Annotated in this window: 24 protein-coding genes; 14 read left to right on the forward strand and 10 right to left on the reverse strand. The window is 72.8% G+C overall.

What is annotated here, in order from left to right; genetic code table 11:
• Nucleotides 1-54: 54 nt before the first annotated feature.
• Nucleotides 55-738 (reverse strand): cysteine hydrolase family protein, encoded by a 684-nt coding sequence (locus tag WME97_RS20380; protein WP_437554096.1) that lies wholly within the window; start codon nt 736-738, stop codon nt 55-57.
• Nucleotides 739-804: 66 nt separating this feature from the next.
• Nucleotides 805-2187: a nicotinate phosphoribosyltransferase gene (locus WME97_RS20385; RefSeq protein ID WP_437554098.1), complete on the reverse strand. Its 1383-nt coding sequence runs from the start codon at nt 2185-2187 to the stop codon at nt 805-807.
• Between the two features lie 146 nt (nt 2188-2333).
• Between WME97_RS20385 and folD the strand changes: the two genes are divergently transcribed.
• A complete protein-coding gene (gene folD, locus WME97_RS20390; protein ID WP_437554100.1) occupies nt 2334-3197 on the forward strand; it encodes a bifunctional methylenetetrahydrofolate dehydrogenase/methenyltetrahydrofolate cyclohydrolase FolD in 864 nt (287 codons plus the stop codon).
• A gap of 2 nt (nt 3198-3199) precedes the next feature.
• A complete protein-coding gene (locus WME97_RS20395) occupies nt 3200-3952 on the forward strand; it encodes a class I SAM-dependent methyltransferase (RefSeq protein ID WP_437554101.1) in 753 nt (250 codons plus the stop codon).
• Between the two features lie 42 nt (nt 3953-3994).
• On the opposite strand, the gene WME97_RS20400 is transcribed toward WME97_RS20395, so the two are convergent.
• Both WME97_RS20400 and WME97_RS20405 read right to left on the reverse strand, forming a co-directional pair.
• Nucleotides 3995-4633, reverse strand: a complete 639-nt coding sequence (locus WME97_RS20400; protein ID WP_437554103.1) for an ATP-binding cassette domain-containing protein — start codon at nt 4631-4633, stop codon at nt 3995-3997.
• Nucleotides 4630-5910, reverse strand: coding sequence for a hypothetical protein (locus WME97_RS20405; RefSeq protein WP_437554105.1), 1281 nt, complete (start codon nt 5908-5910; stop codon nt 4630-4632). The genes WME97_RS20400 and WME97_RS20405 overlap by 4 nt, the downstream gene beginning before the upstream one ends.
• Before the next feature lie 49 nt (nt 5911-5959).
• Between WME97_RS20405 and WME97_RS20410 the strand changes: the two genes are divergently transcribed.
• The 3 genes from WME97_RS20410 to WME97_RS20420 all read left to right on the forward strand — a co-directional run bounded on the left by WME97_RS20410 (nt 5960) and on the right by WME97_RS20420 (nt 9229).
• Nucleotides 5960-7129, forward strand: coding sequence for a DUF72 domain-containing protein (locus WME97_RS20410; protein WP_437554107.1), 1170 nt, complete (start codon nt 5960-5962; stop codon nt 7127-7129).
• A 241-nt stretch (nt 7130-7370) separates the two neighbouring features.
• On the forward strand, nt 7371-8936 hold the full coding sequence (locus tag WME97_RS20415) for a phytoene desaturase family protein (protein ID WP_437554109.1): 1566 nt from the start codon (nt 7371-7373) through the stop codon (nt 8934-8936).
• The gene (locus tag WME97_RS20420; protein WP_437554111.1) at nt 8933-9229 is read left to right on the forward strand and encodes a lipoprotein; all 297 of its coding nucleotides are present in this window, start codon (nt 8933-8935) and stop codon (nt 9227-9229) included. Before WME97_RS20415 ends, WME97_RS20420 begins: the two co-directional genes overlap by 4 nt.
• A gap of 43 nt (nt 9230-9272) precedes the next feature.
• On the opposite strand, the gene WME97_RS20425 is transcribed toward WME97_RS20420, so the two are convergent.
• Nucleotides 9273-10175, reverse strand: coding sequence for a nucleotidyltransferase family protein (locus WME97_RS20425; RefSeq protein WP_437554113.1), 903 nt, complete (start codon nt 10173-10175; stop codon nt 9273-9275).
• 122 nt (nt 10176-10297) lie between these two features.
• Nucleotides 10298-11848: a protein kinase domain-containing protein gene (locus WME97_RS20430; protein ID WP_437554115.1), complete on the reverse strand. Its 1551-nt coding sequence runs from the start codon at nt 11846-11848 to the stop codon at nt 10298-10300.
• Between the two features lie 221 nt (nt 11849-12069).
• On the opposite strand from WME97_RS20430, the gene WME97_RS20435 reads away from it, so the two are divergent.
• From WME97_RS20435 to gyrA, 5 genes are all read left to right on the forward strand, one after another.
• The gene (locus tag WME97_RS20435) at nt 12070-12678 is read left to right on the forward strand and encodes a hypothetical protein (RefSeq protein WP_437554117.1); all 609 of its coding nucleotides are present in this window, start codon (nt 12070-12072) and stop codon (nt 12676-12678) included.
• A 79-nt stretch (nt 12679-12757) separates the two neighbouring features.
• Nucleotides 12758-12991, forward strand: a complete 234-nt coding sequence (locus WME97_RS20440; RefSeq protein ID WP_044965251.1) for a hypothetical protein — start codon at nt 12758-12760, stop codon at nt 12989-12991.
• Nucleotides 12988-13404, forward strand: a complete 417-nt coding sequence (locus WME97_RS20445) for an HNH endonuclease (RefSeq protein WP_437554119.1) — start codon at nt 12988-12990, stop codon at nt 13402-13404. The genes WME97_RS20440 and WME97_RS20445 overlap by 4 nt, the downstream gene beginning before the upstream one ends.
• Nucleotides 13405-13630: 226 nt before the next feature.
• The gene (locus WME97_RS20450; RefSeq protein ID WP_437554121.1) at nt 13631-14206 is read left to right on the forward strand and encodes a hypothetical protein; all 576 of its coding nucleotides are present in this window, start codon (nt 13631-13633) and stop codon (nt 14204-14206) included.
• Nucleotides 14207-14641: 435 nt separating this feature from the next.
• Nucleotides 14642-17272 (forward strand): DNA gyrase subunit A, encoded by a 2631-nt coding sequence (gyrA, locus tag WME97_RS20455; protein WP_437554123.1) that lies wholly within the window; start codon nt 14642-14644, stop codon nt 17270-17272.
• A 19-nt stretch (nt 17273-17291) separates the two neighbouring features.
• Here gyrA and WME97_RS20460 read toward each other — a convergent pair whose 3' ends face one another.
• The 4 genes from WME97_RS20460 to WME97_RS20475 form a co-directional block, all read right to left on the reverse strand.
• Nucleotides 17292-17876: a gamma-glutamylcyclotransferase gene (locus WME97_RS20460; protein WP_437554125.1), complete on the reverse strand. Its 585-nt coding sequence runs from the start codon at nt 17874-17876 to the stop codon at nt 17292-17294.
• Nucleotides 17877-17919: 43 nt separating this feature from the next.
• Complete coding sequence (locus WME97_RS20465) at nt 17920-19116, reverse strand: saccharopine dehydrogenase family protein (RefSeq protein ID WP_437554127.1); 1197 nt, start codon at nt 19114-19116, stop codon at nt 17920-17922.
• Nucleotides 19117-19153: 37 nt separating this feature from the next.
• On the reverse strand, nt 19154-20614 hold the full coding sequence (locus WME97_RS20470) for an amidase (RefSeq protein ID WP_437554129.1): 1461 nt from the start codon (nt 20612-20614) through the stop codon (nt 19154-19156).
• A gap of 148 nt (nt 20615-20762) precedes the next feature.
• Nucleotides 20763-21797, reverse strand: coding sequence for a hypothetical protein (locus tag WME97_RS20475; protein ID WP_437554131.1), 1035 nt, complete (start codon nt 21795-21797; stop codon nt 20763-20765).
• 412 nt (nt 21798-22209) lie between these two features.
• On the opposite strand from WME97_RS20475, the gene WME97_RS20480 reads away from it, so the two are divergent.
• The 4 genes from WME97_RS20480 to ilvN all read left to right on the forward strand — a co-directional run bounded on the left by WME97_RS20480 (nt 22210) and on the right by ilvN (nt 25475).
• The gene (locus WME97_RS20480) at nt 22210-22440 is read left to right on the forward strand and encodes a hypothetical protein (protein WP_437554133.1); all 231 of its coding nucleotides are present in this window, start codon (nt 22210-22212) and stop codon (nt 22438-22440) included.
• Nucleotides 22441-22545: 105 nt separating this feature from the next.
• Nucleotides 22546-22986: a hypothetical protein gene (locus WME97_RS20485; protein ID WP_437554135.1), complete on the forward strand. Its 441-nt coding sequence runs from the start codon at nt 22546-22548 to the stop codon at nt 22984-22986.
• 93 nt (nt 22987-23079) lie between these two features.
• Entirely contained in the window at nt 23080-24789 is a 1710-nt protein-coding gene (ilvB, locus tag WME97_RS20490) for a biosynthetic-type acetolactate synthase large subunit (RefSeq protein WP_437554136.1), read from the forward strand.
• A gap of 137 nt (nt 24790-24926) precedes the next feature.
• Nucleotides 24927-25475: an acetolactate synthase small subunit gene (gene ilvN, locus WME97_RS20495; protein WP_437554138.1), complete on the forward strand. Its 549-nt coding sequence runs from the start codon at nt 24927-24929 to the stop codon at nt 25473-25475.
• The last annotated feature ends 24 nt before the right edge of the window (nt 25476-25499 follow it).

The raw sequence follows: 25499 nt of genomic DNA on the forward strand, positions 1-25499 counted from the left end.
CGCGATCGCGGCGGGAGCCCGCTCGGGCTCGCCGCGCGATCCGCTGGATCTTCCCTAGAAAAGAAGCGCTGACGACGTCGTGAGCGTGACGCCGGCGGCCTGCATCTCGGCGAGCGCGGCGGCGACCCCGGCGTCGGTGATGCCGGCGACGGCGTCGGTCAGGAGCACCGTGCTGTAGCCGCGCTGGGCGAGGCCGAGGGCGGCGGCGCGGACGCAGTAGTCGGTCGCCACGCCGTAGACCACGAGCTCCGGCGCGTCGCCGAGGGCCGCGGCGAGCTCGCGCAGGAACGCCTCGGCGAGCGGGTTCGCGAAGAGGCTGTAGACCTCCTTCTCGAAGTAGACGGCGTGGCTCCTGCGCGCCGCGAGCTCGCGCACCGCCGCGTCGATCGGCGCGCGCTCCACGTTTGGGAGGAAGCGGTAGCGCGGCGGCAGCGTCCCCTCGACCTTCAGCCAGCCCGGCGTCCCCTTCACGCAGTGGTCGGGGAAGCCCGGCTTGCCTCCCTCGGGGGCCGGCGTGTCGTTCGACGCGAACTCCCACGCGTCCCACGCGTGCGAGTCGACCGAGCCGACGATGGGGATCCCGTGCGCGACGGCGTGCTCGGTGAGCCTCCGGAACAGCGCGTTCGGCGAGCCCTTCACGTACAGGGCGCCGGTCTCGTCACAGAAGTCCCGCTGGACGTCGACGTCGACGAACACCCTCGGGGGCGAAGATTGTCGGGGCCATTTACCGCTCGCCATGTCGTCGTCTCCTGTCGTGGGGGGCGCGCGGCCTCTCGCGGCCGCGCACGCCAGGGGTCTCGCTCGCTACCGCTGTCCTGCGCCAGAGACGACGCGGGCGCGCACCGCCTCCACGAGCGCGCCGAGCCGCGGCGACACGTCGGCCGCGAAGGGCGCGCCCTGCTCGGGCTCGTCGTCGATGGAGAGGAGCGCGTCCGGGAGCCCGGCGAGCTGCGCGCGCGCGCGCAGCCGGACGGCGTCGAGCCCCTCGGGCGGCGCGACCCGGGCGCCGCGCGCCATCACGGGCGCGAGCAGCGGCTCGGCGTCGGGGCTCATCGGCTCGCCCTCGAGCGCGATCACGTCGCGGGCGAGCTTCCCCGATCGATCGCGGAAGCGGTGCACCTGGTGCGCGCCGGGCAGGGTCGACTTCCCTTCCGAGAACTTCGCGATGGGCGTGCGCTCTCCGCCCGCGCCCCGCTCGACGTCGCCGATCTCCACGAGCTTGTAGACGCCGCCCAGCGCCGGGGCGTCGATCGACGTCACAAGGTCCGTCCCGACGCCGTAGAGGTCGATGGGCGCCCCGGCGCGCCGGAGCTCGGCGATGCGGTGCTCGTTCAGATCGCCCGAGGCGACGATCTTCGCCGACGTGCAGCCTGCGTCGTCGAGGATCCTCCGCACGGCGACGCTGAGCGCGGCGAGGTCGCCGGAGTCGAGCCGGACCCCCTTCAGCTTGTCGCGCGCGATCGCCGCGGCGCGCGCCGCGCCGACGAGCGTGTCGTAGGTGTCGACGAGCAGGATCGCCGCGCTCGGGAAGACGGCGACGTAGGCCTCGAACGCGGCCTGCTCCGTCGGGTGAGCCATGGTCCACATGTGCGCGGCCGTCCCGAGCACCGGGATGCCGAAGCGCATCCCGGCCTCGACGTTGGAGGTGCCGACACAGCCGACCGCGTACGCGGCCCGCGCAGCGTCGATCGCCGCCTCCGGGTGCGCCCTGCGGCTGCCGAACTCGATGACCCCCGCGTCGCCGGCGGACAGGACGACGCGCGCGGCCTTCGACGCGATCGCGGTGGCGTGGTTGATGGCGGACAGGGCGAACGTCTCGATGAGCTGCGCCTCGATGAGCGGCGCCGTGACGCGCAGGACCGGCTCGTTCGCGAAGAACGCGGTCCCCTCGGGGATGGCCCAGACGTCGCCGTGGAAGCGGAAATCCCGCAGGTAGCCGCAGAACGCCGGCGTCATCGCGTCCGCGAGGGCGGGCAGCGCGCTCAGGTAGGCGATCTGCTCCTCGGTGAAGCGGAGCTCCTCGAGGTAGCGCACGACCCGATCGAGGCCCATCGCGACAAGGAAGCGCCGGTGCCGGGGCAGGCGGCGAACGAAGAGCTCGCACGTCGCGACGCGCGAGGCCATGCCGCGGTGGAAATAGCCCGCCGCCATGGTCAGCTGGTAGAGATCGGTGTGCAGCGCGTCCACAGATCATGGCTAGAGACGCTGGACGTACGGGTCAACCGGAAGATCGCGTGGCGTGAGGCGGTGCGACGGCCATCCTCACGATCGCTCCCCGGGGCCGCTGCGGGCAGTCCCCCGCGACGGCCGCGGCTGGACTAAGCTCCGCGGCCATGGCGGCGAAGATCCTGGACGGCAAGGCGATCGCGCAGAAGGTCCGCGACGAGGTGCGGGAGGGGGTGGCGCGCTTCGTGGCCGCCCACGGTCGGCCCCCCGGCCTCGAGGTGGTGCTCGTCGGTGAGGACCCGGCCAGCGTGACGCACACGCGGAGCAAGGAGCGGATGTCGAACGAGGTCGGCATTCGAGGACGGCTCCGCGCGCTCCCCGCCGCGACGACCGAGGTCGAGCTGCTCGCGTGCATCGCGGAGCTCGACGCGGACGACACCGTCGACGGGATCCTCGTCCAGCTGCCGCTGCCGACGCACGTCCGCGCGCACGCCGTGCTCGACGCCATCGATCCCGCGAAGGACGTCGACGGCCTCCACCCGGTGAACGCAGGGCTGCTCGCGATGGGCCGCCCGGGCGGCATTGCGCCGTGCACGCCGGTCGGCTGCATGCGCCTGCTCGCGGAGGCGGGCGTCGAGCTCGCCGGCGCCCGCGCGGTGGTGGTGGGGCGGAGCAACCTCGTCGGCAGGCCGATGGCGCAGCTGCTGCTCGCGCGGAACGCGACGGTCGTGATCGCCCACACGCGCACGCGCGATCTGAAGGCGCTCTGCCGCGAGGCCGACGTCCTCGTGGCGGCGGCGGGCAAGGCGAAGCTCATCGGCGGCGACTGGATCAAGGAAGGGGCCACGGTGATCGACGTCGGAATGAACCGCGACGACGCGGGCAAGCTGGTGGGCGACGTCGATTTCGACGCCGTCAGGGAGCGGGCCGCCTGGATCACGCCGGTGCCCGGCGGCGTCGGCCCCATGACGATCGCCTCGCTGCTCGAGACGACGCTGCGCGCCGCGGAGGCGCGCGTCGCGAAGCGGTAACGATGGCCCTGACGAGGGGGCTCGCGCCCGCGCCGCAGCCCGACGCCGACGGGGACGCCGCCTCCGCCCCCGAGCGCGCCGCGGCGTTCGTCGCGCGCGAGACGGCCGTCGCCTGCCCGCCGTTCGTCCCCGAGGTCAAGCTCCACCTGGCGACCGAGGTCACGCCGCTCTGGCACGCGACCGAGGCGGCGCTCGCGCGCGCGGGCGTGCCGCCGCCGTACTGGGCGTTCGCGTGGGCGGGCGGGCAGGCGCTCGCGCGGTACCTCCTCGATCATCCCGCGACGGTCTCGGGCAAGCGCGTCCTCGACCTCGCCTCCGGCGGCGGCGTCGTCGCGATCGCCGCGGTGCTCGCTGGCGCCGCGCGCGTGAGCGCCGCCGACATCGATCCGTTCGCCGCGGCGGCGCTCCGGCTGAACGCGGCCCTGAACGGCGTCACCGTCGACGTGATCACCGAGGATCTCACGGCGAGCGCCGCGACGGCCGCGTGGGACGTCATCGTGGCGGGCGACGTCTGCTACGAGCGCGCGATGGTCGACCGCGTGCTCCCGTGGCTGCGCCAGAAGGCCGCGCGCGCCACCGCGGTGATCGTCGGCGATCCCGGGCGCGCCTATTGCCCCTCGGAGGCGGTCGAGGAGCTCGCGCGGTACCAGGTCCCCACGTCGCTCGATCTCGAAGGTCGCGAGCAGCGCGAGACGCGGGTGCTGCGGCTGCTGCCGCACCCTCCGGGCCGCGACGAGGGGCAGCCCGGCCGGTAGGCGGCGTCCGGAGGCGCGGCGCCTCACGGGCCGAGGCGCCGCCTACTCCGCGCCGAGCCGCCCTCCGTTCAGCCGGCGCACGTGCCCCCCGATCGCCGCCGCGAAGGCCGCGTCGTTCGTCGTGAGGAGCGTCGCCTTCCCCTCCGCGCGGCGTTGCTCGATGAGCTCCAGCACCGTGCGCGCCCCCTCGGCGTCCAGCCCGTTGGTCGGCTCGTCGATCACGAGCAGCCAAGGATCGCCCACCAGCGCCGCGAGAAGGAGCGCGCGCTTGCGCTGACCGAACGACAGCCCGGAGAGCCGCTGTCGGTAGAAGGCGGCCGCGCCGAGCCGCTCGATCCACGCGCGCCACGCGCCGTCGAGCGGCGGCGCCTGCTTGAGCGCGCGCACGAGGGCGCAGAGCTCCGCGACCTGGAGATCGGGCAGCGCCTCGGTCGCGTCGGGCGCGTAGCCGAGCCGGCGCCGCGCCGAGGCCGCGGCGCCGTGGACGGCCTCCCCCGAGAGCGTCACGGCGCCGCGATCGGGCTCCAGCAACCCGACGACGACCCGCAGCAAGGTCGATTTGCCGGCGCCGTTCTCGCCCATCACGACCGCCACCTCCGAAGGTCCGCAGCGGAGTTCGACGCCCGAGAGCACGTCCCTGCCCGAGAGCCGCTTGTGGATCCCCGCCGCCTCCAGCGTCACAGCGCCCTCCCCACTCCCGCCGCCGCGCCGCGCCCGCGACCCGGCGAGAGCCAGCGCGCCGCGGCGGGCCCCGCGAGCAGCGCGGCCGCCGGAGCGAAGGCCGCGAGCGCGAGATCGCCCAGCGTCCACGCGGCCGCGGTCGACGCCGCGATCGCCGCGAGCACCGAGAGCAGCACCCGGCTGCTGTCGCGGCCGTCCTGCCGCGCGGACCACCGGACGCAGCCGAGCGCGATCGCGGCGAGGAGCGGCCCCGCGAGCCCCGCGCCGCCGACCAGGCGCAACGTCACCGAGGGGGCCGCGCCGGTGAGCGCGCCGACCACCGCGCCGTGCCCGAGCGCGAGCGCCACCAGCGGCGCGGCCACCGCCGCGGCGACGGCGCCCGCGCGGAGCCCGGCCGCCGCGCCGCACGCGTCGAGGAGCCACGCGAGCCGCCGCTCCTCGCGCAGGACCGGACCAGCGAGGCCAGCGCCCGCGCAGAGCGCGACCGGCGCGAGCGCGACGAGCGACGCCGCGGCGAGCGGCCCGCCGCCGAGCCGCCCGCTGTTCCGCGCCCAGGCCGCCGCGGCGAGCGCGCCGATCGCCGCGAGCGCGAGGCCCCGCACGAGCACCGCGCGGTGGCCACGGACGAGCGCCGCCAGGTAGACGAGCGCGAGCGCGACGAGCGCGGGCGCCGCCGGTGGGATCATCGAGCGCTCGCGGCCGGCGGGGATCTCTGGCGCGCGGGCGACGGCCGCGCGCAGCCCGACGGCCAGCGCAGGCGCGGCGCACGCCAGCAGCACCGACGCCGGGGCCCCGAGCGCGATGGCGCCCGCGAGCAGCGCGAGGGCCGAGAGCTCGCGCGCGCCGCGCGGACGGGCGAGGAGCATGCAGCGCGCCGCGAGCGCCGCGGCGCCGGCGGCGCAGCCGGCGAGCGCGCCGGCGCCGATCGCCCAGAGCGCCACCCACGGGAGCTCCGCGACGGCGAGGAGCAGCGCATGAGCCGAGAGCAGCTCCCGGCGCGGGACCGGCAGCGCGCGGAGAAAGAACGTCGCCGGAGCGCGGAGCAGCGCGCGCGCCGCCGGCGTCCCGACGAGCAACCACGCCCCCCACAGCGCGACCCGGAACAGGGGTGATTCACCCGCGATGCCCGTGAGCTGCGAGGGGTGCATCCCGTTGCCGCCGAACACGACCGCCGCGACGAGGCCCATGCCCATGTACAGCGGCATGGCGCGCGCGAAGGCGTCCTTCCCGGCCGTCGAGACCAGGACGCGCACGACGAGGGCGAAGCGGCGCAGCACGTCACGTGCTTGTACCGCACGGCCGGCCGGATGCTCCCCGCGGAAGCGCATGGCCAGCACGGCGGTCGTCCCCGGCCGCGTGGCCGGTGTCGCGGAGCGCGCCGGAAGCAGTAGACTCGACCGGGTGAGCCGCTCCCCTGGGCGCCGTGGCCCCGACCCATCGCAGCTCTCGCTGTTCGGTCCAGCGCCGGAGCCCGCCGCTGCCGAGGCGGCGCGCGAGCGCGACGCGATGGCGGCGGTCTACGACGACGCCGCCCGCCTGGCGGTGCGGCTGCCGCCGGGGCTCCACCTCGGCACGAGCTCGTGGAGCTTCCCCGGCTGGCAGGGCCTCGTCTACGCCGCGCGGCAGAGCACGGAGGAGCTCGCGCGCGACGGCCTCGCCGAGTACGCCCGGCACCCGCTGCTCACGACGGTCGGAATCGACCGCAGCTTCTACGCCCCCGTCCCCGACAGCGACTTCCGCCGTTACGCAGCGCAGCTGCCGGAGGGCTTCCGCTGCGTATCGAAGGCGCTGCACGCCGTTGTGTCCCAGACGATCGAGCGATCACAGACCCCGCCGAACGAGGACGAGGGGCGCGGCGCGGGCCCCGCTCGCCTCGAGCCGAACCCGGATTTCCTCTCGGTGCCGCTCTTCCTCTCGCGCGTCGCCGCGCCGCTGCTCACGGTGTTCCGGGCGCACGCGGGGCCGGTGCTGCTCGAGCTTCCCCCGGTCGGCCCGCCCCACCGGCTCGCGCCGCGCGCGTTCTTCGAGCGGCTCGACGCGTTCCTCGGCGCGCTGCCGCGCGAGCTCTCCTGCGCGGTCGAGCTCAGGGAGCGCGCCTATTTCACCGGAGAGTACCGGGAGATCCTTGGCGCCCGCGGCGTCGCCCACGCCTACAGCTACTGGCGCAACATGCCGTCTCCCGGGGCCCAGGCCGAGGTGGTGCCCGTCTCGAACGCCCCGTTCGCGGTCGTCCGGCTCTCGCTCAAGCCCGGTCGCCGCTACGAGACGGAGAAGCGCCGGTTCCACCCGTTCAACCAGGTGGTCGAGCCGGATCCCGAGATGCGCGCGGAGGTCGCGCGGATCCTCTGCGAGGCCGCGGCGCTGCGCATCGAGAGCTTCACGCTCGTGAACAACAAGGCCGAGGGCTCGGCGCCCCTGACCGTGCGCGCCATCGCCGAGGAGGTCGCCGCGGCGTGGCGCGCGCCCACGGCGCCCACGACGACCGCCGGCGGGTGAGCCCGACCAGGGCAGGACGGAGCGGGCCGGCGCGACGCGCGCGCCAGCGCCGCGGAGAGGACAGGCTGGAAAGGGTCGCCGTGCGGGCGGCCTCGGGGCCGGCGCGGCGCGCCCCTCCCCGCTACCGTGCGCGAAAAGGGCTCTCCTCGCCCCACCATCCGTGCAACACCTCGTGCGCCATGGCCCGAGCGCCGGCGCGCCGGCCGCGGCAGACGACGCGCACAGCGCTTGGAGGTGCCCAGTGAAACGCAGTGAAGCTCCGGCCCGCGCCGATGTGGTCATCGTCGGCGCCGGCCACAACGGTCTCGTCGCCGCCGTCCTCCTCGCCCGCAGCGGGCTCGACGTGGTGGTGCTCGAGGAGAAGGACGCGGTCGGCGGCGCGGTGAAGACCGAGCACCCCTTCCGGAAGGCGCCGAGCCTCGGCGTCTCGAGCGGCGCCTACCTGCTCGGGCTCGCCCCGCCCGAGCTGCTCCGCGAGGTCGGCGTCGCCCTCCCCCTCCGGCGGCGCGATCCGCATTATTTCCTCCCGACCACAGACCGGCGCTACCTGCTCTTCGGCTCGGACCAGGCCGCGATGAAGCGGCAGTTCCTCGAGTTCTTCTCCCAGGCGGACTGGGACGCGAACAGCGCGCTCCAGGCCGAGCTCGCCGCGCTCCGGGACGACATCGCCCCGACGTGGCTCGCGGAGCCGCTCTCCATCGAGGAGACGGCGGAGCGTTACGTGCGGCCCGCCCTCCGGCAGACGTTCGTGGCGCTCTGCCGGGGCACGATCTCCGACTACCTCGCGCGGTTCGGCTGGAAGAGCGACCTCCTCAAGGCGATGTACGCCGTGACCGACGCCTTCTCGGGGCTCGCGGGCGGCTTCGAGTCGCCCGGCACCGGCATGAACTTCCTCATCCACAACATGTGCCGCCTCCCCGGCGCCGACGGGACCTGGATGATCGTCGAGGGCGGCATGGGCACGTTCTCCCGCCTCTTCGCCGAGAAGGCGAGGGCCGAGGGCGCAACGATCGTCACCGGCGCCCGCGTCGCGCAGATCGAGGCGTCCGGGGGCGCCGTCTCCGGCGTGCTCCTCGAGGACGGCACGCGCATCGCCGCGAAGGTGGTCGTCTCGAACGCCGATCCATACCGCACCCGCGCGCTCGCCGGCGAGGCGGCGATCGGGGCCTCGCTCTCGGCGCGGCTCGACGCGCTCGCGAAGGACGGCTCGACGCTCAAGGTCAACATGGCGCTGACCGGCCTGCCCACGTTCAAGTGCCTCCCGGAGGATCGCGGGCAGTTCGGCCCGACCATCCACCTGCTGCCGGACGAGGACGTCGTGATGGGCACGCTGCGGCAGGCCCACCGCGACGCGATGAGCGGGCGCCTCCCGGAGTTCCCCGCGATCGAGTGGTACTTCCACACGCCGATCGACCCGAGCTTGCGCGACGCCGAGGGTCACCACAACGCGGCGCTCTTCGTGCAGTGGGTGCCCTACGCGCTCGCGGGCGGCGAGACGTGGGATGAGGCCGCGCCGCGCTACGTGAAGCACCTCCTCTCGATCTGCGATCGCTTCGCGCCCGGGATGAGCGACCTCGTGCTGGAGACGTTCACGCTGGCGCCGCCGGACATCGAGCGGCACTTCGGGATCACGAAGGGGCACATCCACCACATCGACAACAGCTTCGGCTTCGCCGACCGCGTGCCCTACCGGTTCGGGCTCGCCGGGCTGTACTCGTGCAGCGCGGGCACGCACCCGGCCGGGTCGGTCATCGGCGCGGCGGGGCACAACGCCGCGAAGGCCGCGCTCGCCGACCTCGGCAGATGAAGCGGCACCTCGTGGCGATGGGAGCGCTCGCCGTGGTGGCCGGGTGCAGCAGGGAGCCGCCGTCTCCAGGCGGCCCGCCGGGCGCGCCGGCGATCAGCGAGGCGGAGGTGCTCCTGCGCGAGTATCTGGAGCGACATCATCCAGCCATCCGGCCTGGCACTCCGGCGTATGGCGTCTTCATCAAGGACGTCCTCTGGGGTGTCTATCCCGAGCTGTCCGAGCACCGGAAGGCGGATGAGATCCGCAGGTTTGCGACCGAGTACGTGAATCGCCCCGACGCACCAGCGCGGTGAAGCTCGCCCCTCCCTGGTCGCAGGGACCTCTCCAGCCACGTGCTCACCCGGCCGCGCGCGCGACCGTCCCCTTCGCCGTCACCACCGCCCGCTCGAGCGGGGCGCCGACGCCGAGGACCACCTGCGCGCCCGGCCAGACCACACACCCGCGCGCCGCGCCGACCCCCTCGACCCGCGCCCCCGCCCCGACGACGCTGCCTGCCACGTCCACGCCCTCGGCGACGGACGCCCCCGGGCCGACGTAGCTCCGCAGGCCGCGCTGCGAGAGCCAGCGCGCGCTCGCCGCCAGGTACGCGGCCACCGTTCCGATGTCGTGCCACACGGCGGGCGCCGCGAACGTCGCGAGCGAGCGCCCCTCGCGCAGCCACGGCAGGTACACGTCCCCCACCATGCACCCGCGCGGCGGCAGCCTTCGCCGGAGCGCCCCGCCGACCACGTGCACGCCCACGAAATCGCCGCCCGCGACCTCGTCGCCGAAGCGCTCGCCACGGAGCCGCACCACCTCGCCCCGCGCGCCGACGCCGACCGTCCCTTCCCCGGCCGGCCGCGGGGCGACCGCGAGCGTCGCGCCCGCGCCGTGATGGCCGTGCGCCGCCGAGAGCGCCGCCACATCGAGATCGATCAGGATGTCGCCGTTCCAGAGGACCACGTCGCCCTCGCCGAGCGCGCCCGCCGCGTTCGCGAGGCCCCCGGCAGTGCCGAGGGGCTCCGGCTCGTGCAGCACCTCGACGGGCATCGGGAACGCCGCGAGCAGATCGCGCGAGAATCGCTCCGCGAGGTGGGACTTGTTCACCGCGACGCGGACGACACCGCCCGCGGCGAGCCGCTCGGCGATGTGCGCGATGAGCGGCCGATCGCCGAGCCAAAGGAGCGGCTTCGGCATCTCGTCCGTGAGCGGGCGGAGCCGGGTCCCGAGCCCCGCCGCGAGGATCATGGCAGAGGCCATGGCCGCGAGAATCACCCCTTCACGGGGAACGTTCAAGAAATCGAGGTCGCTGCTGCGCGACCGCGCCGCCGTGCGACGGCGCCAGCGGAGATCTCGGCCATCGGCCCGATCCCTCGTTCAGCTCACTCCCCCCGCTCGGGTAGCCCCCGCGCCGCGCGCTCGAGCAGCTCGTGCCCCGTCGCGTCCCCCTCCTCGACGTGCGCGACGCCGATGCGGAGGGTCATCCGAAAAGGCCTCGTGGCCGCTCGCCGGAAGCGGTGCTGGCGCACCTTCTCGCCGAGCACCTTCGCGAACGCGGACGCCCGCGTCCGGCCGATCCCGGGGCAGACGATCGCGAGGGTGTCGCGGCGGTAGCGCCCGAGGAGCCCGCCTTCCGGCACGTAGATCCTGACGATGCGCGCGAGATCGCCGAGGATGCGATCGACCCCGGCTCGGCCCTGCGTCTCCTCGACGTCCTGGAGCCCCTCCACGCTGAGCAGCAGCAGCGAGAGCCTCCTCGTCCGCTGCTCCTTGGCGCGCTGCACCTCCTTCTTCAGGAAGGCCCGGAGCCGCTCCTCGTGGACGACCGCGGCGAGGTCCTCGTCGCGCTGGCGTGACTCGCCGGCCTTGGGCCCTGGCTCCGGAGGCTTCGGCCCGGGGTCCGACGGCGAGCTGGCGCGCCGGTCGTCGGCGGCGCGCCGGTCGTCCGCCTCGCCCCCGCGGCTCTCGACCCCGCGGCGAGACGACGGCGGCGGATTCGTGGGCCGCTCGGGCGGGGGCGGCGTCGACGGGGCGGGCGCGCCGAGCGCCTCGGCCATCAGCGTGACGGCCGCCGTGGCGCGCTCGAAGCGGTCCTTCGGGTCGATCGCGGTCGCCTGCTGGAACCACGCGTCGAAGGCGGGCGGCAGCCGGATGCTGCTGCGGCGCCGCGCGGCGCGGGCGCTCGGAGGCTCGGGCAACCCCGCCACCATCCGCTGGAGGAGCGCGTAGACCGACGGCAGGACGTTGGCCTCGGTCAGCCAGTACGGGCTGCCCACGAGCAGCGCGAAGGCGACATGCGCGAGCGCATGGATGTCGGTCTTCGGCCCGACGGCGACGTCGCCGCGGATCTGCTCGGGCGCCATGTAGAGGGGCGTCCCGACCATCGCCGTGCGGTCCGCCATGCTGCGGTGCGCCACGACCTTCGCCAGTCCAAAATCAAGGACCTTCACGCAGGGGGAGCCGTCATCCCGCCTCGTCAGGAAGAGGTTCGCCGGCTTGAGGTCCCGGTGGATGATGGCGGCCGCGTGCATCTTGTCGAGCGCGCGCGCGACCTGGCCCAGGTAGAGCACCACCTCGGCCGGCGGCAGCGGGCCGCGGCGCGCCGACAGGCTCGCGAGCTCCTCGCCCTGGAGCAGGTCCATGACGAGGAACGGCATCCCCGAGTCGGCGTCGATGCCGGCATCGGAGATGTGAACGATGTGGTCGCTCTCGATCCCGCCCGTGATCTTGGCTTCCTGGGCGAACCGGGCGCGCTGGGCCGGGTCCTGGATGGAGCCGGGGAGCATCACCTTGAGCGCTCGGCGGCGGTCCGTGACCACGTCCACGACCTCGTACACCGCCCCCATCCCGCCCGTCTTGATGGGGCGCACGACGCGGTACCGCCCATGGAAAGGCGTGTCGGGTCGGAGCTGCGCGAGGCTCGGCGGATCCATGGGGTGATCGCGGCCCTGGGAGCATAGATCGGACCGGCCTTGTCCGGTCGCCGTTCGCGCCTCCCGAGGTGGGGCGGGCAGCTGGTGTGCCAGAAAACTCGACGCCTCCGGCGGCCGCGTGGTAGCTCCGCCGGGTGGGTTCGTCTGCGCTCGCCGTCCTCTCCGCCGCGAGGCGGAGCTCCGCGCTTTGGGCCGCGGCCGCGTTGCTCGGTCTCGGCGCCGTGACCCTCATCACAGCGCCGAGCTGTGGCAACGACGCTGTGGGCGTCGACGCCTGTCGGCGGATCGAGCAGGCCCGGTGCGAGGCGGCCGCCGTGTGCCCGGAGTGGATCGGCTCCGGGGACGCCGAAGAGCGGGTGAACACCTGCGTCGAGTTCTACTGGGACCAGTGCCTGCACGGCTTCGAGAACGGCGCCGGCGGCGGCCAGACCGTGGCAGATCCGACGACCGTCGAGGTCGATGCCTGCGTTGCCGCCGTCGGTGAGGCGCGCGCCTGCGCCAGCGCCAAGGTCGCGTCCATGGCGGAGTGCTCTGCGGCGCCGCTCGCCGCGGGCGTGGACCGCGCGATCACCCCCTGCGAGGTGATCACCGCGCAGGCGGAGGCGCTCGAAGCCTGCGCATTCGTCGCCCCGAACGGCAGCGGCGCCGGCAGCGGCAGCTCTGGCAACGCGGGCAGCGGCGGCTCCGGCGGCGGCAGCGCGGGCAACGGCGGTGGCAGCGGCGGCTCCGGCGGCGGCAGCGCTGGCAGCGGTGGCTCCGGCGGCGGCAACGCAGGCAGCGGCGGCTCCGGCGGCGGCAACGCAGGCAGCGGCGGCTCCGGCGGTCCCTGATACAGCTGCGGGAAGCTCCCTCGGACTGAGGGATCGCCCACCTCGCACCAACCTGCTAGGTTCAGGGAGGACTTCGACGATGGCTACGCCGGCAACAGTCCACGTTGATGTGGAGCTCCCTTCCGATCTCGCACAGCTCCGCCTCCCGGCGGGGGTCGATCGCAGGCTGCAGGCGCTCCTGGACAAGCAGGATCGCGGGGAGAAGCTATCGGCGGATGAGGCCATCGAAGCCGAGGGGCTCGTCGATCTCGCCGAGCTGCTCAGCTTGCTGCGCCTCCGCGCATCGCGGAAGGAGCCTGCGCTGACGCGATGAGCGGCGACGGCGTGCCCGCGGCGCTTCAGCGTCGCGTCCGCAGGCGTGCTGCCGATCGATGCGAGTATTGCCGGCTCTCCCAGGCCAGCCAGGAGGCCACGTTCCATGTCGATCACATCCAGCCACGGCACGCAGGTGGCCTGACCGCCCTGGAGAACCTGGCGCTCGCCTGTGTGTCGTGCTCCCTGCGCAAGGGAGCGCGGACCCATGGAGAGGACCCGACCACGGGCGACCACGCGAGCCTCTTCCACCCTCGCTGGGGTCGCTGGGAAGACCACTTCGACGTCACGGGCGAGCTGTCGATCGCCGGGAAGACACCGACAGGCCGCGCCACGGTCGCGCTGCTCCGGATGAATCGGCCTCTCGTCATGGAGATTCGACGTGAAGAGGCGTTGCGGGGTCGGTTCCCGTAGAGGGCGGGCGCCCGCAGCTTCCGCGAGCTCATCACCGCCTCGCGACCGCGAGCGGCGCATCCGGCAGCTCGCCCGCGAGCGCCGCCGCCAGCGGCGTCCCCTCTGGCGGGCCTCGCTCGGCCGCGCGCCGCGCGCGCGCAGCTGGGCCGCGTTTCATGTGGCGCCGTTCCCCGGCTTGGACTAGTGCCCCCTGCCGATGGGCCGAGCTCGAGCTGGTTTCGGAACCTTGTTCGCCGCGGATCGCGCGCGCGGGCGCTCCTCGCGACCCCGGGCCGGCCGGTGCGCCCTGGCGCTCGCCGTCCTCGCGCTCACGGCCTGCGCCGACGGGTCCAACAGCGACGACGACCTGCAGCTCGGGACGTCGGTGACCATCGACCCGCTCGCCTTCCTGGGCGGCGACGTCCAGTGCTCGGGCTCGGACGAGCCGGAGGCCATCCGCAGCTACGTCGCCACGCTCACCGACAACAGCGCGGAGGGCGGGCCGTCCCCCCTCGCCTCGTCGCCGCCAATCTCCTGTGCGTGGAGCGTGTCGTTCACCTCCGTCGTCGAGGGGCACGAGTACACGGTCAGGATCGACGGCTACGGGGGGGAGCTCGCCGATCAGCTCACGCCCAAGGGTGGCGAGACCTCCGGGAACCCCGAAATGCTGCTCCCCAACGGTGACAAGGCCGACCCGACCTGGACGTGGGAGTGCCCCGGCCCTGACTCCGACCCCCCGGGCGGCGCCGGCTCGATCGTGGCAGAGAAGGACGTGGAAATCGTCGTCCGGACGTGCGCCAAGCCCACCCGCGTCGAGCCCTGACCCTTCCGGCGCTCCCGTTGCGCCGCCTCACGCTCCCGCCGCGCTGTCCAGCGCCCCCGCCCAGGACGCTCCCGCGATCCCGCCCGCTGTCCGACCCCCTGATGCGCCTCACCGGCGCCTCGCGGCGTCCGCCGAGGAGCCGGCGGCAGGCCGCGATCCGCGCCCGCGCGCGCGGGCAGGAACGCCCTCTGAGGCCGGCAAACCCTTTGCGCCGGCCTGCCCCTTGGAGTACCTGAACGCATCCGTCGCATCCCCTGAACAGCGTGGGTCATAGGGCGGGCGGCGAAGGCCGGACTCCACCTCGTCGCTCGTCGTTCGAGGTCAGGGCCGCTTCTGCTGCTCCGCTCGACGCTCGAGCCGCGCTGGGATGGGCCTCTACGACGGGGGCCGAGCGCGCACCGCGCCCGCCCCCCGCGCCTCGGGTGCAGGTCCCCCATGGAAGAGACGTCGAACATCCAGCAGAAGGTTCCGGTCAGCATCCAGGACGAGCTCCGGACGAGCTACCTCGACTACGCGATGAGCGTGATCATCGGCCGCGCGATCCCGGACGTGCGCGACGGCCTGAAGCCGGTGCACCGCCGGATCCTCTACTCGATGAACGAGCAGAAGATCGGCCCCTCCGGCTCGCACAAGAAGTGCGCGCGCGTCGTCGGAGACGTCCTCGGCAAGTACCACCCGCACGGCGATCTCGCGGTCTACGACGCGCTCGTCCGGATGGGGCAGACCTTCAGCCTGCGCTACCCGCTCATCGACGGGCAGGGCAACTACGGCTCGGTCGACGGCGACTCGCCCGCTGCCATGCGGTACACGGAGTCGCGCCTGTCGCGGATGGCCGTCGAGCTGCTCGCCGATCTCGACAAGGACACGGTCGACTTCGTCCCGAACTACGACGACTCGGAGCTCGAGCCGAGCGTCCTGCCGGCGAAGTTCCCGCAGCTCCTGGTGAACGGCTCCGGCGGCATCGCCGTCGGCATGGCGACGAACATCCCGCCGCACAACCTCGGCGAGATCATCGACGCGACGATCGCCATCATCCGCAACCCCGACATCACCCTGGACGAGCTGCTCCACCTCGTCCCGGGCCCCGATTTCCCGACCGGCGGCCTCATCTACGGCAAGAGCGGGATCGTGCAGGCGTACACGACCGGCCGCGGCTCGATCACGATGCGCGGGCGCCACCAGGTCGAGAAGACGATGAAGGGCGACCGCGAGCAGATCGTCTTCACCGAGATCCCCTACCAGGTGAACAAGGCCCGGCTGGTCGCGAAGATCGCCGAGTGCATGAAGGAGAAGCGCATCGAGGGGATCAGCGAGGTGCGCGACGAGAGCGACCGCGAGGGGATGCGGATCGTCATCGAGCTGAAGAAGGACATCTTCCCGCAGGTGGTCGTCAACCAGCTCTACCGGCTGACGGACCTCCAGGCGACGTTCGGCGTCATCAACCTGTCGATCGCGAACGGGCGCCCCGCGGTGCTGAGCCTGAAGGACACGCTCTCGCACTTCATCGAGCACCGGCGCGAGGTCGTGACGCGGCGCTGTCGGTTCGAGCTCCGGCAGGCCGAGGCGCAGCGCGAGCTCATCGAGGGGCTCGGGATGGCGACGAGCGACATCGATCGCATCGTCGCGACGATCCGGGCCTCGAGCGATCCGGACGACGCGCGGGAGAACCTGCAGAAGCTGCCGCTCCGGGGGCTCGGCGAGTTCCTCCGGCGGGCCGGCCGGCCGGAGCCCGAGTGCGCCGAGGCCGACACGCGCGGCGACTACTTCCTGTCGGAGCGGCAGGCCAAGGCGATCCTCGAGATGCGGCTGTCGCGCCTGACCGGCCTCGAGCGGGAGAAGCTCGCGAAGGAGTACGGCGAGCTGTCGCAGACCATCGAGCGGCTCCGGGCGATCCTGGCCGACATGGGGCTGCTCATGAACGTGATCGTGATGGAGCTCGAGGAGATCAAGGAGCGCTTCGGCGACAAGCGGCGGACCGAGATCGTGCCGGCCGAGGCCGAGATCCAGATGGAGGACCTGATCCAGGAAGAGGACATGGTCGTGACCATCTCGCACGCCGGCTACCTGAAGCGGACGCCGACCTCGACGTACCGGGCGCAGCGCCGCGGCGGCAAGGGGATGGTCGGGATGGAGGCGCGCGAGGAGGACTGGGTGAGCCAGCTCTTCGTGGCGTCGACGCACTCGTACGTCTTCTTCTTCAGCGACAAGGGCAAGGTCTTCGTCAAGAAGGTCTACGAGATCCCGCAGGCGCCTCGGAACGCGAAGGGCCGGGCGATCGTGAACTTCGTCGGGATGGAGCCGGGGGAGAAGGTCGCGGCGATCACGCCGGTGCCGAGCTTCGACGGCGAGACGTTCGTGGTGACGCTTACCCGCCGCGGGCAGATCAAGAAGACGGCGCTCAACGAGTACGAGAACTACCGGGACAAGGGGATCATCGGCGTGCGCATCGAGGAGGGCGATCAGCTCTTCACGGCGGCGCTCACCGACGGCAAGCGCGAGCTCGTGATCGCGACGCGGAGCGGGATGAGCATCCGCTTCCCCGAGGACCAGGTGCGCCCGACGGGCCGCGCGACGATGGGCGTGAAGGGCATCGAGCTCGACGAGGGCGACGTGGTGGTGGGCCTCGGCGTGAGCGGCGACGGGCGCGACCGGGTGCTCGCGGTGTGCGAGCGCGGGTACGGCAAGCAGACGCCGCTCGAGGAGTTCCGGCTCCAGAGCCGCGGCGGCAAGGGCGTCATCCTCATCGACGCGAGCGAGCGGAACGGGCCGGTGGTGGGCGTCGCCATGGTGAGCCCGAGCGACGAGGTGCTGATCGTGACCGATCGCGGGCAGATGATCCGCACCAAGACGAGCGAGATCCGCGAGACAGGGCGCAACGCGCAGGGCGTGCGGATCATGCACGTCGGCCAGGACGAGCGGGTCGTCGCCGTCGAGGCCTTCGCGGCGGACGCGGCCGAGGCCGAGGAGGGCGGGTCGACGCCGCCGGGTGCGGGCGTGGACGGGACCAACGGGGTCGCGGATCACGCGGGCGGGAACGGGAGCAGCGAGGTCGGCGAGGTCAACTAGAGGTCGACCGGGCGCGGAGCTAGGGGCCTACGGTGGTTGTCGGGTCGACCGGACGGGGAGCTCGATGGCCGACGAGGGCCGCTAGCTCGGTCACGTGCTCGTCGTGGGCGCCCATCGCCACGAGCGCGTCGGCGAGCTGAAGGACATACTCGACGTTCGAGCCGCTCGGGCCGTGCGACGCGAGCACCTGAGCGGCAATCTCGGGGAGCGGCGCAGCGCCCAGATAATCGGGGTTATCGGGCGTGGCCAGGTACACGATGGCCGATCGGGCCGTGATCTCCGCGCGCACCGCCGCCCCGTCCTCCAGGTGGAGCGGCACGTCGTGGCGCGCATAGCCTCCCTTCTCGCGGTGGTCCAGCGCGCGAAGCACCTCGTCGAGCTCGGCCACGCCAACGCGATAGGCCATACCCCAGCAGCGCGCGCCAGGTGACGGAATCAGCGTGACCACCCGCCCGGGCGCCCCAGGGACGCCCCGATGATCGGTGGACCCCTGCCAGAAGCGGCGGGCCCACCCCGTGATGTACCCGGGCACCATCTGCTCGAAGCGGAAGGCAGGCCGCCAGATCAACGAGCCGTAACCGATGATCCACGTCTCGCGGTGCACGGGGCCATTGTACCAAACCGCGCCGGCCGCCAGCCGCCGCAGCTCACCCCTCGAGCAGCTCGAACCGGATCCCCGCAGCCTGAAGCCGCTCGATGAGCCGCTCCCCCATCGCGACGACCGGCGTGATGACCCCGGCGCGCGCCGGCAGCCGCTCGCGGTCGAACGCCATGCAGAGCGCCGACTCTGCCACCATCTTGGCCGTCTCCGAGTAACCGGGATCGCCGCCGCTCACCCGCGTCACCACCTTGCGCGATGCGCTCTTCCCCTGGAAGGTCACCTGGAACCAGCTGCGCGCCCGCTCCTCCGCGCTCGGCCCCTCCCCCGGACTCCGCACCTTGCGGAGCAGCTCCCGCGTCGGTCCCACCTTGGCCAGCGCCGTGACCGCGCCGAAGCCGGCGATCCCCATCACGAGCTGCAGCCCGGACTTGACCTGCACGTTGTGGCTGTACTGGAAGTCGGGGCCGTAGGCGTCGAGCTCCCGCGCGCTCCGCAGCACGACGAGCGGATCGATGCTGGGCATCGGACAGAGCCACGCGCGCAGCCCCTTCTCGTAGCGGATGCGCGTCTTGAGCCCACGCACCCTGCGCGCCCCGCGCGCGTCCTCGCCGCGCGCGGCGCCCTTCCTGGGGCCGGGGCGCGCCATGATCTCGAGCAGCGACTGCCAGGTGCCGCCGGAGAAGCTGCCGTGCACGCGCACGATGCCCTCCACCGCGATCGGCTCGCCCGCGGGGAGCTTCGTCACCGTGAAGAGCACCCCGAGGTCGTGCGGGATGCTGTCGAAGCCGCAGCAGTTGACGATCCTCACGCCCCGCGCGCGGGCAGCCTCGTGGTGGCGCTCGATGAGGCGGTCGACGAACCCGGGCTCGCCGGTGAGATCCGCGTAGTCGGTGCCCGCGCGGATGCACGCCTCGACGAGCGGCTCGCCGAGCGCCGTGTAAGGGCCGACCGTCGTGATGACGACGCGCGCCTGCCGGGCCATGCGCTCGAGCGACGCCGCGTCGTCCGACGCCGCCTCGATGACGCCCAGCGAGGAGCACGCCGGATCGATCGCCTCCATCGCCGCCTTCACCTCGGCGAGGCGCCCCGCGTTCCGGCCAGCGATCGCCCAGCGGATGGGCCGCTCTTCTGCGCCGCGGGCAGAGGCGTCCTTGCCCTTGGTGGCGAGATACTCGGCGACGAGGCGACCTGTGAAGCCGGTCGCTCCGAAGACGATCACGTCGTACGCGCGGTCGCTGGTCATGGGGGCAGCCTTGATACCACGACCGCGGGCGGGAACGTCAGCGCCGGCACCACGAGAGCGACGGCGGCACCCAGCCGCCGAACGAGCGCTCCAGGTGCTCCGCCACGGCGATCGTCACGTGATCGTTGCCGTGGATCGCCGCCACCTGGACGCCGAGCGGCAGCCCCTCGCCGTTGAGGCCCAGCGGCACCTGCGTCGCCGGCATCTCCATGACGTTGAGCACCGCGGTGTATGTCCACTGGAAGGGCGGCAGGAGCGGCGCGTAGTGCCGCGGCGCGGGGCTCGGATAGGACGGGTAGAGCATCACGCCCTGCTCGCCGATGCGCGACACGAGCTCGGCGCGCAGCGCCTTGCCGAGCTCCAGGGCGCGCTCGACGCGCGCCGGCAGCAGCCCGCCGACGTCCTCCAGCAACGCAAGCCCCAGCGCCGGCAGCGTGTGCGGCGAGCGGCGGACCGACCAGCGGGCGAGCTCGCGCGGCAGGCTGACCGGGCGGCCATCACCGAGCAACGCCCGGAACGTGACGCCCCCGGACGTGCCCACCATCGCCGTCCAGATGTCGAGCGCCCGCGCGAGGAGGTCGACCTTCGCCTCGATCACCCTCGCCCCGCAGGCGGCGAGCGCCTCCGCCGCCCTCCGCTGCGCGGCCACGAGATCGGCGCTCACCCGGCGCACGCCGTCGTGCTCGACGGAGAGCACCGTCAGCGTGCCGAGATCGACCGAGGCCGGATCGCCGAGCGGCAGCGGCGCACAGCCCGGATCGCGCGCGTCGGGGCCGGCGAGGATGCGGAGCACCGGCATGAGATCCTCGGCGCGCCGAGCGATCGGCCCCGTCGTCATGAAGCGGAGCCCCCGCTCGCCCGGCAGCGGGAACTGGCCCGAGGTCGGCACGAGCCCGCCGGTCGGCTTGTGGCCGAAGACGCCGTTGAAGAACGCGGGCATGCGGATGGATCCGCCGATGTCCGAGCCGAGCCCGACCGGCGCGCCGCCCGCGCCGACCACCGCGGCCTCCCCGCCCGAGCTGCCGCCCGCGGTGCGCGCCGGGTCGTAGGGGTTGTTCGTCCGGCCGTAGAGCCGGTTGTTCGTCTCCATCCACATGCAGAGCTCCGACACGTTGGTGACGCCGAGCGGGATGAAGCCGGCCGCGCGCAGGCGCGTGACCGTCACGGCGTCCTCCTCCGCGCGCACGCCGGCGCGGGCGACGAGCCCCGCGGAGTTCGGCATGCCGGCGACGGCGAAGCTCTCCTTGATGGAGCACGGGACGCCGAGGAACGGCGGCGCGCCCGCGGGCCCGCCCTGTTCGAGGAGAGCATCGGCCGCGCGCGCCTCGGCGCGGGCGGCCTCGAACCGGTCCGCCACCATCGCGTTGAGCGTCGGGTTCACGCGCTCGATGTGCCGGATATGGGCCTCCACGACCTCGGCCGACGTCACGGCGCGTTCGCGGATCAGCGCGGCGAGCCGGGTCGCGGAGAGCAGGAGCAGCGGATCTCGTGACAGCATGCGTGCGACCGAGGATCAGGCTCGGGACGACGACCCAGGTCAAGGGTCCGCCACCCCGGATCCGTCGATCGCCCCCCGCCCCATCCCGGGCGCGAGCCGCGCGCGGCCCTCGCCGGGCGTCCTTCTGGACGCCGGAGGCGCGCGCCGCCTACTCCTCCGTGGCCTGCTCCGCGCCCGCGGCCTGCCCCGCGCCCGCGGCCTGCTCCGTACCCGCGCGCTGCACCGGCGCGGCGGCGACCGAGCGCGCCCGCGCTCGCTGCGGGAAGGCCCACCGCACCGCCCCGGTGATAAGCCAGTCGACCGCCCCCCGGTCATCGACCTGGATGCCGGGATCGACGTACACCTGCACCCGTTCGCTGAGCTCTGCGCCGACCTCCAGCACGCTCGTCGACACGACGCGGTGCGCGCCGCGGTGATCGATCGAGAACGCCTGGTCCGGGCTCACCCAGAACCCGTGCGGCAGCTCGATGATCGCGAATTCCCTGATCGTCGACTTCTGGATGGGGTTCCGCCCCGGGTCGCCGCCGAACGACACGGCGTGCTGGAGCTGGGCGCCGAGCCGCGCGGGCCGCGCCACGCGGAAGTACGCCTGGACGAGGGGCGCCACCTGGTTCTTTCCCGCGCCGAGCGCGCGCTTCGTCGCCGAGTCGAGGACGAGATCCGTGCCGACGACCAGCGCGAACCGCGGCGTGCCCACAACGCGGACGAGCGGCCGGATCAGGATGTCGCCGAGCCCCGCGTCGCGCCGGCCCTCGATGTCGCCCGCGTACGCGAGCGGCAGGTCTGCGCGCAGCGAGAACGTCCTGGTGAAGGCGTAGTCCCCCCGGAGCACCGCTGCGTTGAAGAAGCCGTTCTTGCCGCTCGAGTAGTCGTCCCGGAGCTCGAGGAACGTGCTGAAGTTGGCGGCCGCCCTCGGTTGCGTCCGGGGCGCCGCGGCGGCGGGCCGCTCCGGCGCAGCAGGTGGCTGCGCAGGCGGCGCGGGTGGAAGCGACGGCCGCGCGGGCTGTGCACCGGCGAGCGCCGTGGGATCCCCAGGCTGCGCAGGATCGGCGCGGGCCGCGGCGGCGCCGCTCAGCGCGAGGAGCCCGACCGTGCCGAGAGAGGCCACGCGACGGCGCTTCAGACCCCAGGGCGAGACCGTCCGATCGGCAGGGCGCGCCTGCGCGACGCGATGCGCTTGCATGCCGGGTTCATGGGTGTGTCGCGCGATCTGGCGGCAGTCAGTTCAAGACAGCAGTCTGCACTTCGGGGGCGCATGAGCCGACGTCCGGTGTTTGCGCACCTCTCCCCTGGCACCCCAGCATCCTGGCCGCGCCCTCGCTTGCGCGCGCTCCACGCGACGCGCTCGGCGCGCTTCGCTCGACTCGCCCTGCGTCGCGCTCGAGCGACGCAGCCGTGCACATCGAGCGCAGTGCATCGCCTTTCGATCCACCGCGGACCGACCTCCCGGACAGCGCCGGTCCGTGCTGAACATCACGCGGTTCACGTGCGCGCGCTCGAACAAAAAACTGCACGAAATGCCGCAGAAACAAGCGATCTGTAAAGAAACAACTTGACGCGACGCAGCAGCTCTGTAGGGTAGAAGCATCTACGCCATGCAGAAGTCGATGTACACCGCCAGCGCCCACGCCTCCGGCGATGGGACCCTCGCTGAGAAGGTTGTGCACAATGCTTCGTTGGCGTCCTCGACGGCGCGTTCGTTCGTCGTCGTCGAAGGCGGCGTGTCCGTCGGGCTCCTAGCGGGCCTAGCCATTCCTGCGCTCATCAGCCTAGTTGACGTCGTCGGGCTGATTCGCGTCGGGAACGGTTGCGGGCCGCCGCTCTGAGCTGAGACAGCATGGAGATAGGCCCCCGCACCGAGATGGTCCGGGGGCTTTCGTTTTTTTCGGCCTGAGGGTTCACGGAGAGCAGCCGTCGTCGAAGGAGGATCAGTGAGCAAGGAACATTCGAGGAAAAATCGGGAGGACGCCTCGATCGAGGCCGTCGGCCAGCGCATCGCGGAGCTCGCCGAGCTCGTCGCCGCGGGATGTGGGGTGCCCGTCGCGTCGAGCGCCGTGCGAGAGGAGTTCGAGGCGCTCGTCGACGAGATCCGCGCCCGAGCCAGCGGGGGCGCCGTCCGCGCGCCCCAGCGGTCCTCGACGCACCTCAAGGGCGCGCGCCCGCACGGCGACGCCGCGGAGGCCTCGTTCGAGTTCCATGCTGACCCGCCCTCCGCGCGCTCCGACGTGGACCAGCGCGCCAAGCCGGCGAGCGCGCAGGGCAGCTCGCGCGTCGTGTCGCTCGACGACGCGCGCAGGGTCCTCGACGCGCTCCGCCGCGAGGAGAGCAGCGGCGGCGGCCCTCGGGAGGATCTGCAGCGCGCGATCGCCTAAGTTGCTGAGCCTCTGAGAAACGGCGGAACCCCGCGGCCAAGGCGCCCCCATGGGCCCCACCTTCACCCGCGTGACTCGATGGAGTCGGGAATTATGAAACGAACCGGTGCACAGATTATCTGGGAAGTCCTCGTCCGCGAAGGCGTGGACGTGGTCTTTGGCTATCCGGGCGGCGCGATCATGCCCGCCTACGACACGATCCTCGGTTACCCGATCCGCCATGTGCTCGTCCGGCACGAGCAGGGCGCGGCGCACATGGCAGACGGGTACGCCCGCGCCTCGGGCAAGGTCGGCGTGTGCGTCGCCACCTCGGGGCCGGGCGCGACGAACCTCGTCACCGGGATCGCGACAGCGATGCTCGACTCCTCGCCGATCGTCTGTATCACCGGGCAGGTGCCGTCCAAGCTGCTCGGGACCGACGCGTTCCAGGAGACGGACATCACGGGCGTCACCCTGCCCATCACCAAGCACAACTACCTCGTGACCGACGTCAGGGACATCGCCCCTGCCCTCCGCGAGGCGTTCTACATCGCGCGCTCGGGCCGGCCGGGCCCTGTGCTCGTGGACATCACCAAGGACGCCCAGCAGGCGTCGATCGACTTCGAGCCGCCGAAGGGCGAGGTCCGCTTGCCCGGCTACCGCCCCTCGCACCACGCCGTCCAGACCGACATCGAGAAGGCGATCGACCTCATCGACGAGGCCGAGCGGCCGCTCATCCTGGCCGGTCAGGGCATCGTCAGGGCCGAGGCGACGCGCGAGCTCCTCGCCTTCGTGGAGAAGACAGGGATCCCCGTCGCCTCCACGCTGCTCGGCCTCGGCGGCTTCCCGGCGACACACCCCCTCAGCCTCGGCATGATGGGGATGCACGGCGAGGCGTGGGTGAACACCGCCATCCAGGAGGCCGACCTCCTCATCGCGCTCGGGATGCGCTTCGACGACCGCGTGACCGGCAACCTCAAGACCTACGCCGTGAAGGCGAAGAAGATCCACGTCGAGATCGACCGCTCCGAGATCAACAAGAATGTCAAGATCGATGTCGGCCTGATCGGCGACGTCCGGGACACGCTGCTGTCGCTCATCCCCGGGTGCAAGCAGCGCAACCGGGGCCCGTGGGTCGAGCGCATCAACCTGCTGAAGGGCGACTCGGCGGTCCGTGACATTCAACAATTGCCGTACAACGACAAATTGTACGCCGCGCACGTGATGCACGACCTCTGGCGGCTCACCGACGGCAAGGCGCTTGTGGTAACCGACGTCGGCCAGCACCAGATGTGGGAAGCGCAGTACTACAAGCACGATCACCCGCGGAAGCTCATCACCTCCGGCGGGCTCGGCACGATGGGCTTCTCCCTGCCGGCGGCGATCGGCGCGCGCTTCGCGAAGCCGGAGGACGAGATCTGGGTCGTCGTGGGCGACGGCGGCTTCCAGATGACCGCGTGCGAGCTCTCGACCTGCGCGCAGGAGGGGCTCAAGGTCCACGTGGCCGTCATCAACAACGGCTACCTCGGCATGGTGCGGCAGTGGCAGGAGTTCTTCTACAACCGGCGCTACTCGGCGACCCCGATGCGCAGCCCGGATTTCGTGAAGCTCGCCGAGGCCCACGGGCTGACCGGCATCCGCGTCACGAAGCGCGAGGAGATCGCGGCGGCCGTGGAGCGCGCCCGCGCCACGCCGGGCACCGTGGTCGTCGACTTCCGCGTGGAGCAGGAGGATAGCGTCTATCCGATGGTCCCCGCCGGCGCCGACCTGAACGACATGATCCGGCGCCCGAGCCCCATCGTGGAGACCGGGGAGGACCCGTGAACGCGCCAGCAGACCCACGCGCCCTGGGCGCGCGCTCCAGCGTGAGCGTGCGCCCGTCGGACGGGCGGGGCGCGCCCGAGCGCGCCGCGGCCGGAGCCGGGCGCACCACAGACAAGAGGGACTTTCAAGAGGCATCCATGGATCGACCCATCCTGCGCACGTTCATCGCCTACGTCGAAGACCGCCCCGGCGTGCTCAACCGCGTCGCGTCCCTCTTCCGGCGGCGCGCCTACAACATCGAGTCGCTGAGCGTCGGGCGCACCCACATCGCCGGGATCTCGCGCCTGACCCTGGTCCTCGAGGCGGACGAGGACGGAGCGCGGCGCCTGGAGGCGAACCTCTACAAGCTGGTCAACACCCTCTGGGTCCGGGACGTCACCCACACCGCCTCGGTCGCGCGCGACCTCGCGCTCATCAAGGTGAAGGCGGACGCGACGAGCCGGGCGCAGGTGCTCCAGCTCTGCGAGGTGTTCCGCGCGCGCACCGTCGATGTCGCCCCCGAGGCGCTGACCATCGAGATCACCGGGACCGGCGACAAGATCGAGGGCCTGCTCGAGGTGCTCCGCCCGTTCGGGATCATCGAGATGGTGCGGACAGGGATGATCGTGATGACCCGCGGCGCCGAGGAGGCAGAGGCCAGGTTCGACTCGATCCCCGTGCGCACGGCCGAGAACGGCGCCACCTGACGGTGCAAGACGGTGTAAATAGCG

The organism is Sorangium sp. So ce367, from assembly GCF_051520455.1.
GTDB lineage: Bacteria > Myxococcota_A > Polyangia > Polyangiales > Polyangiaceae > Sorangium > Sorangium cellulosum_B.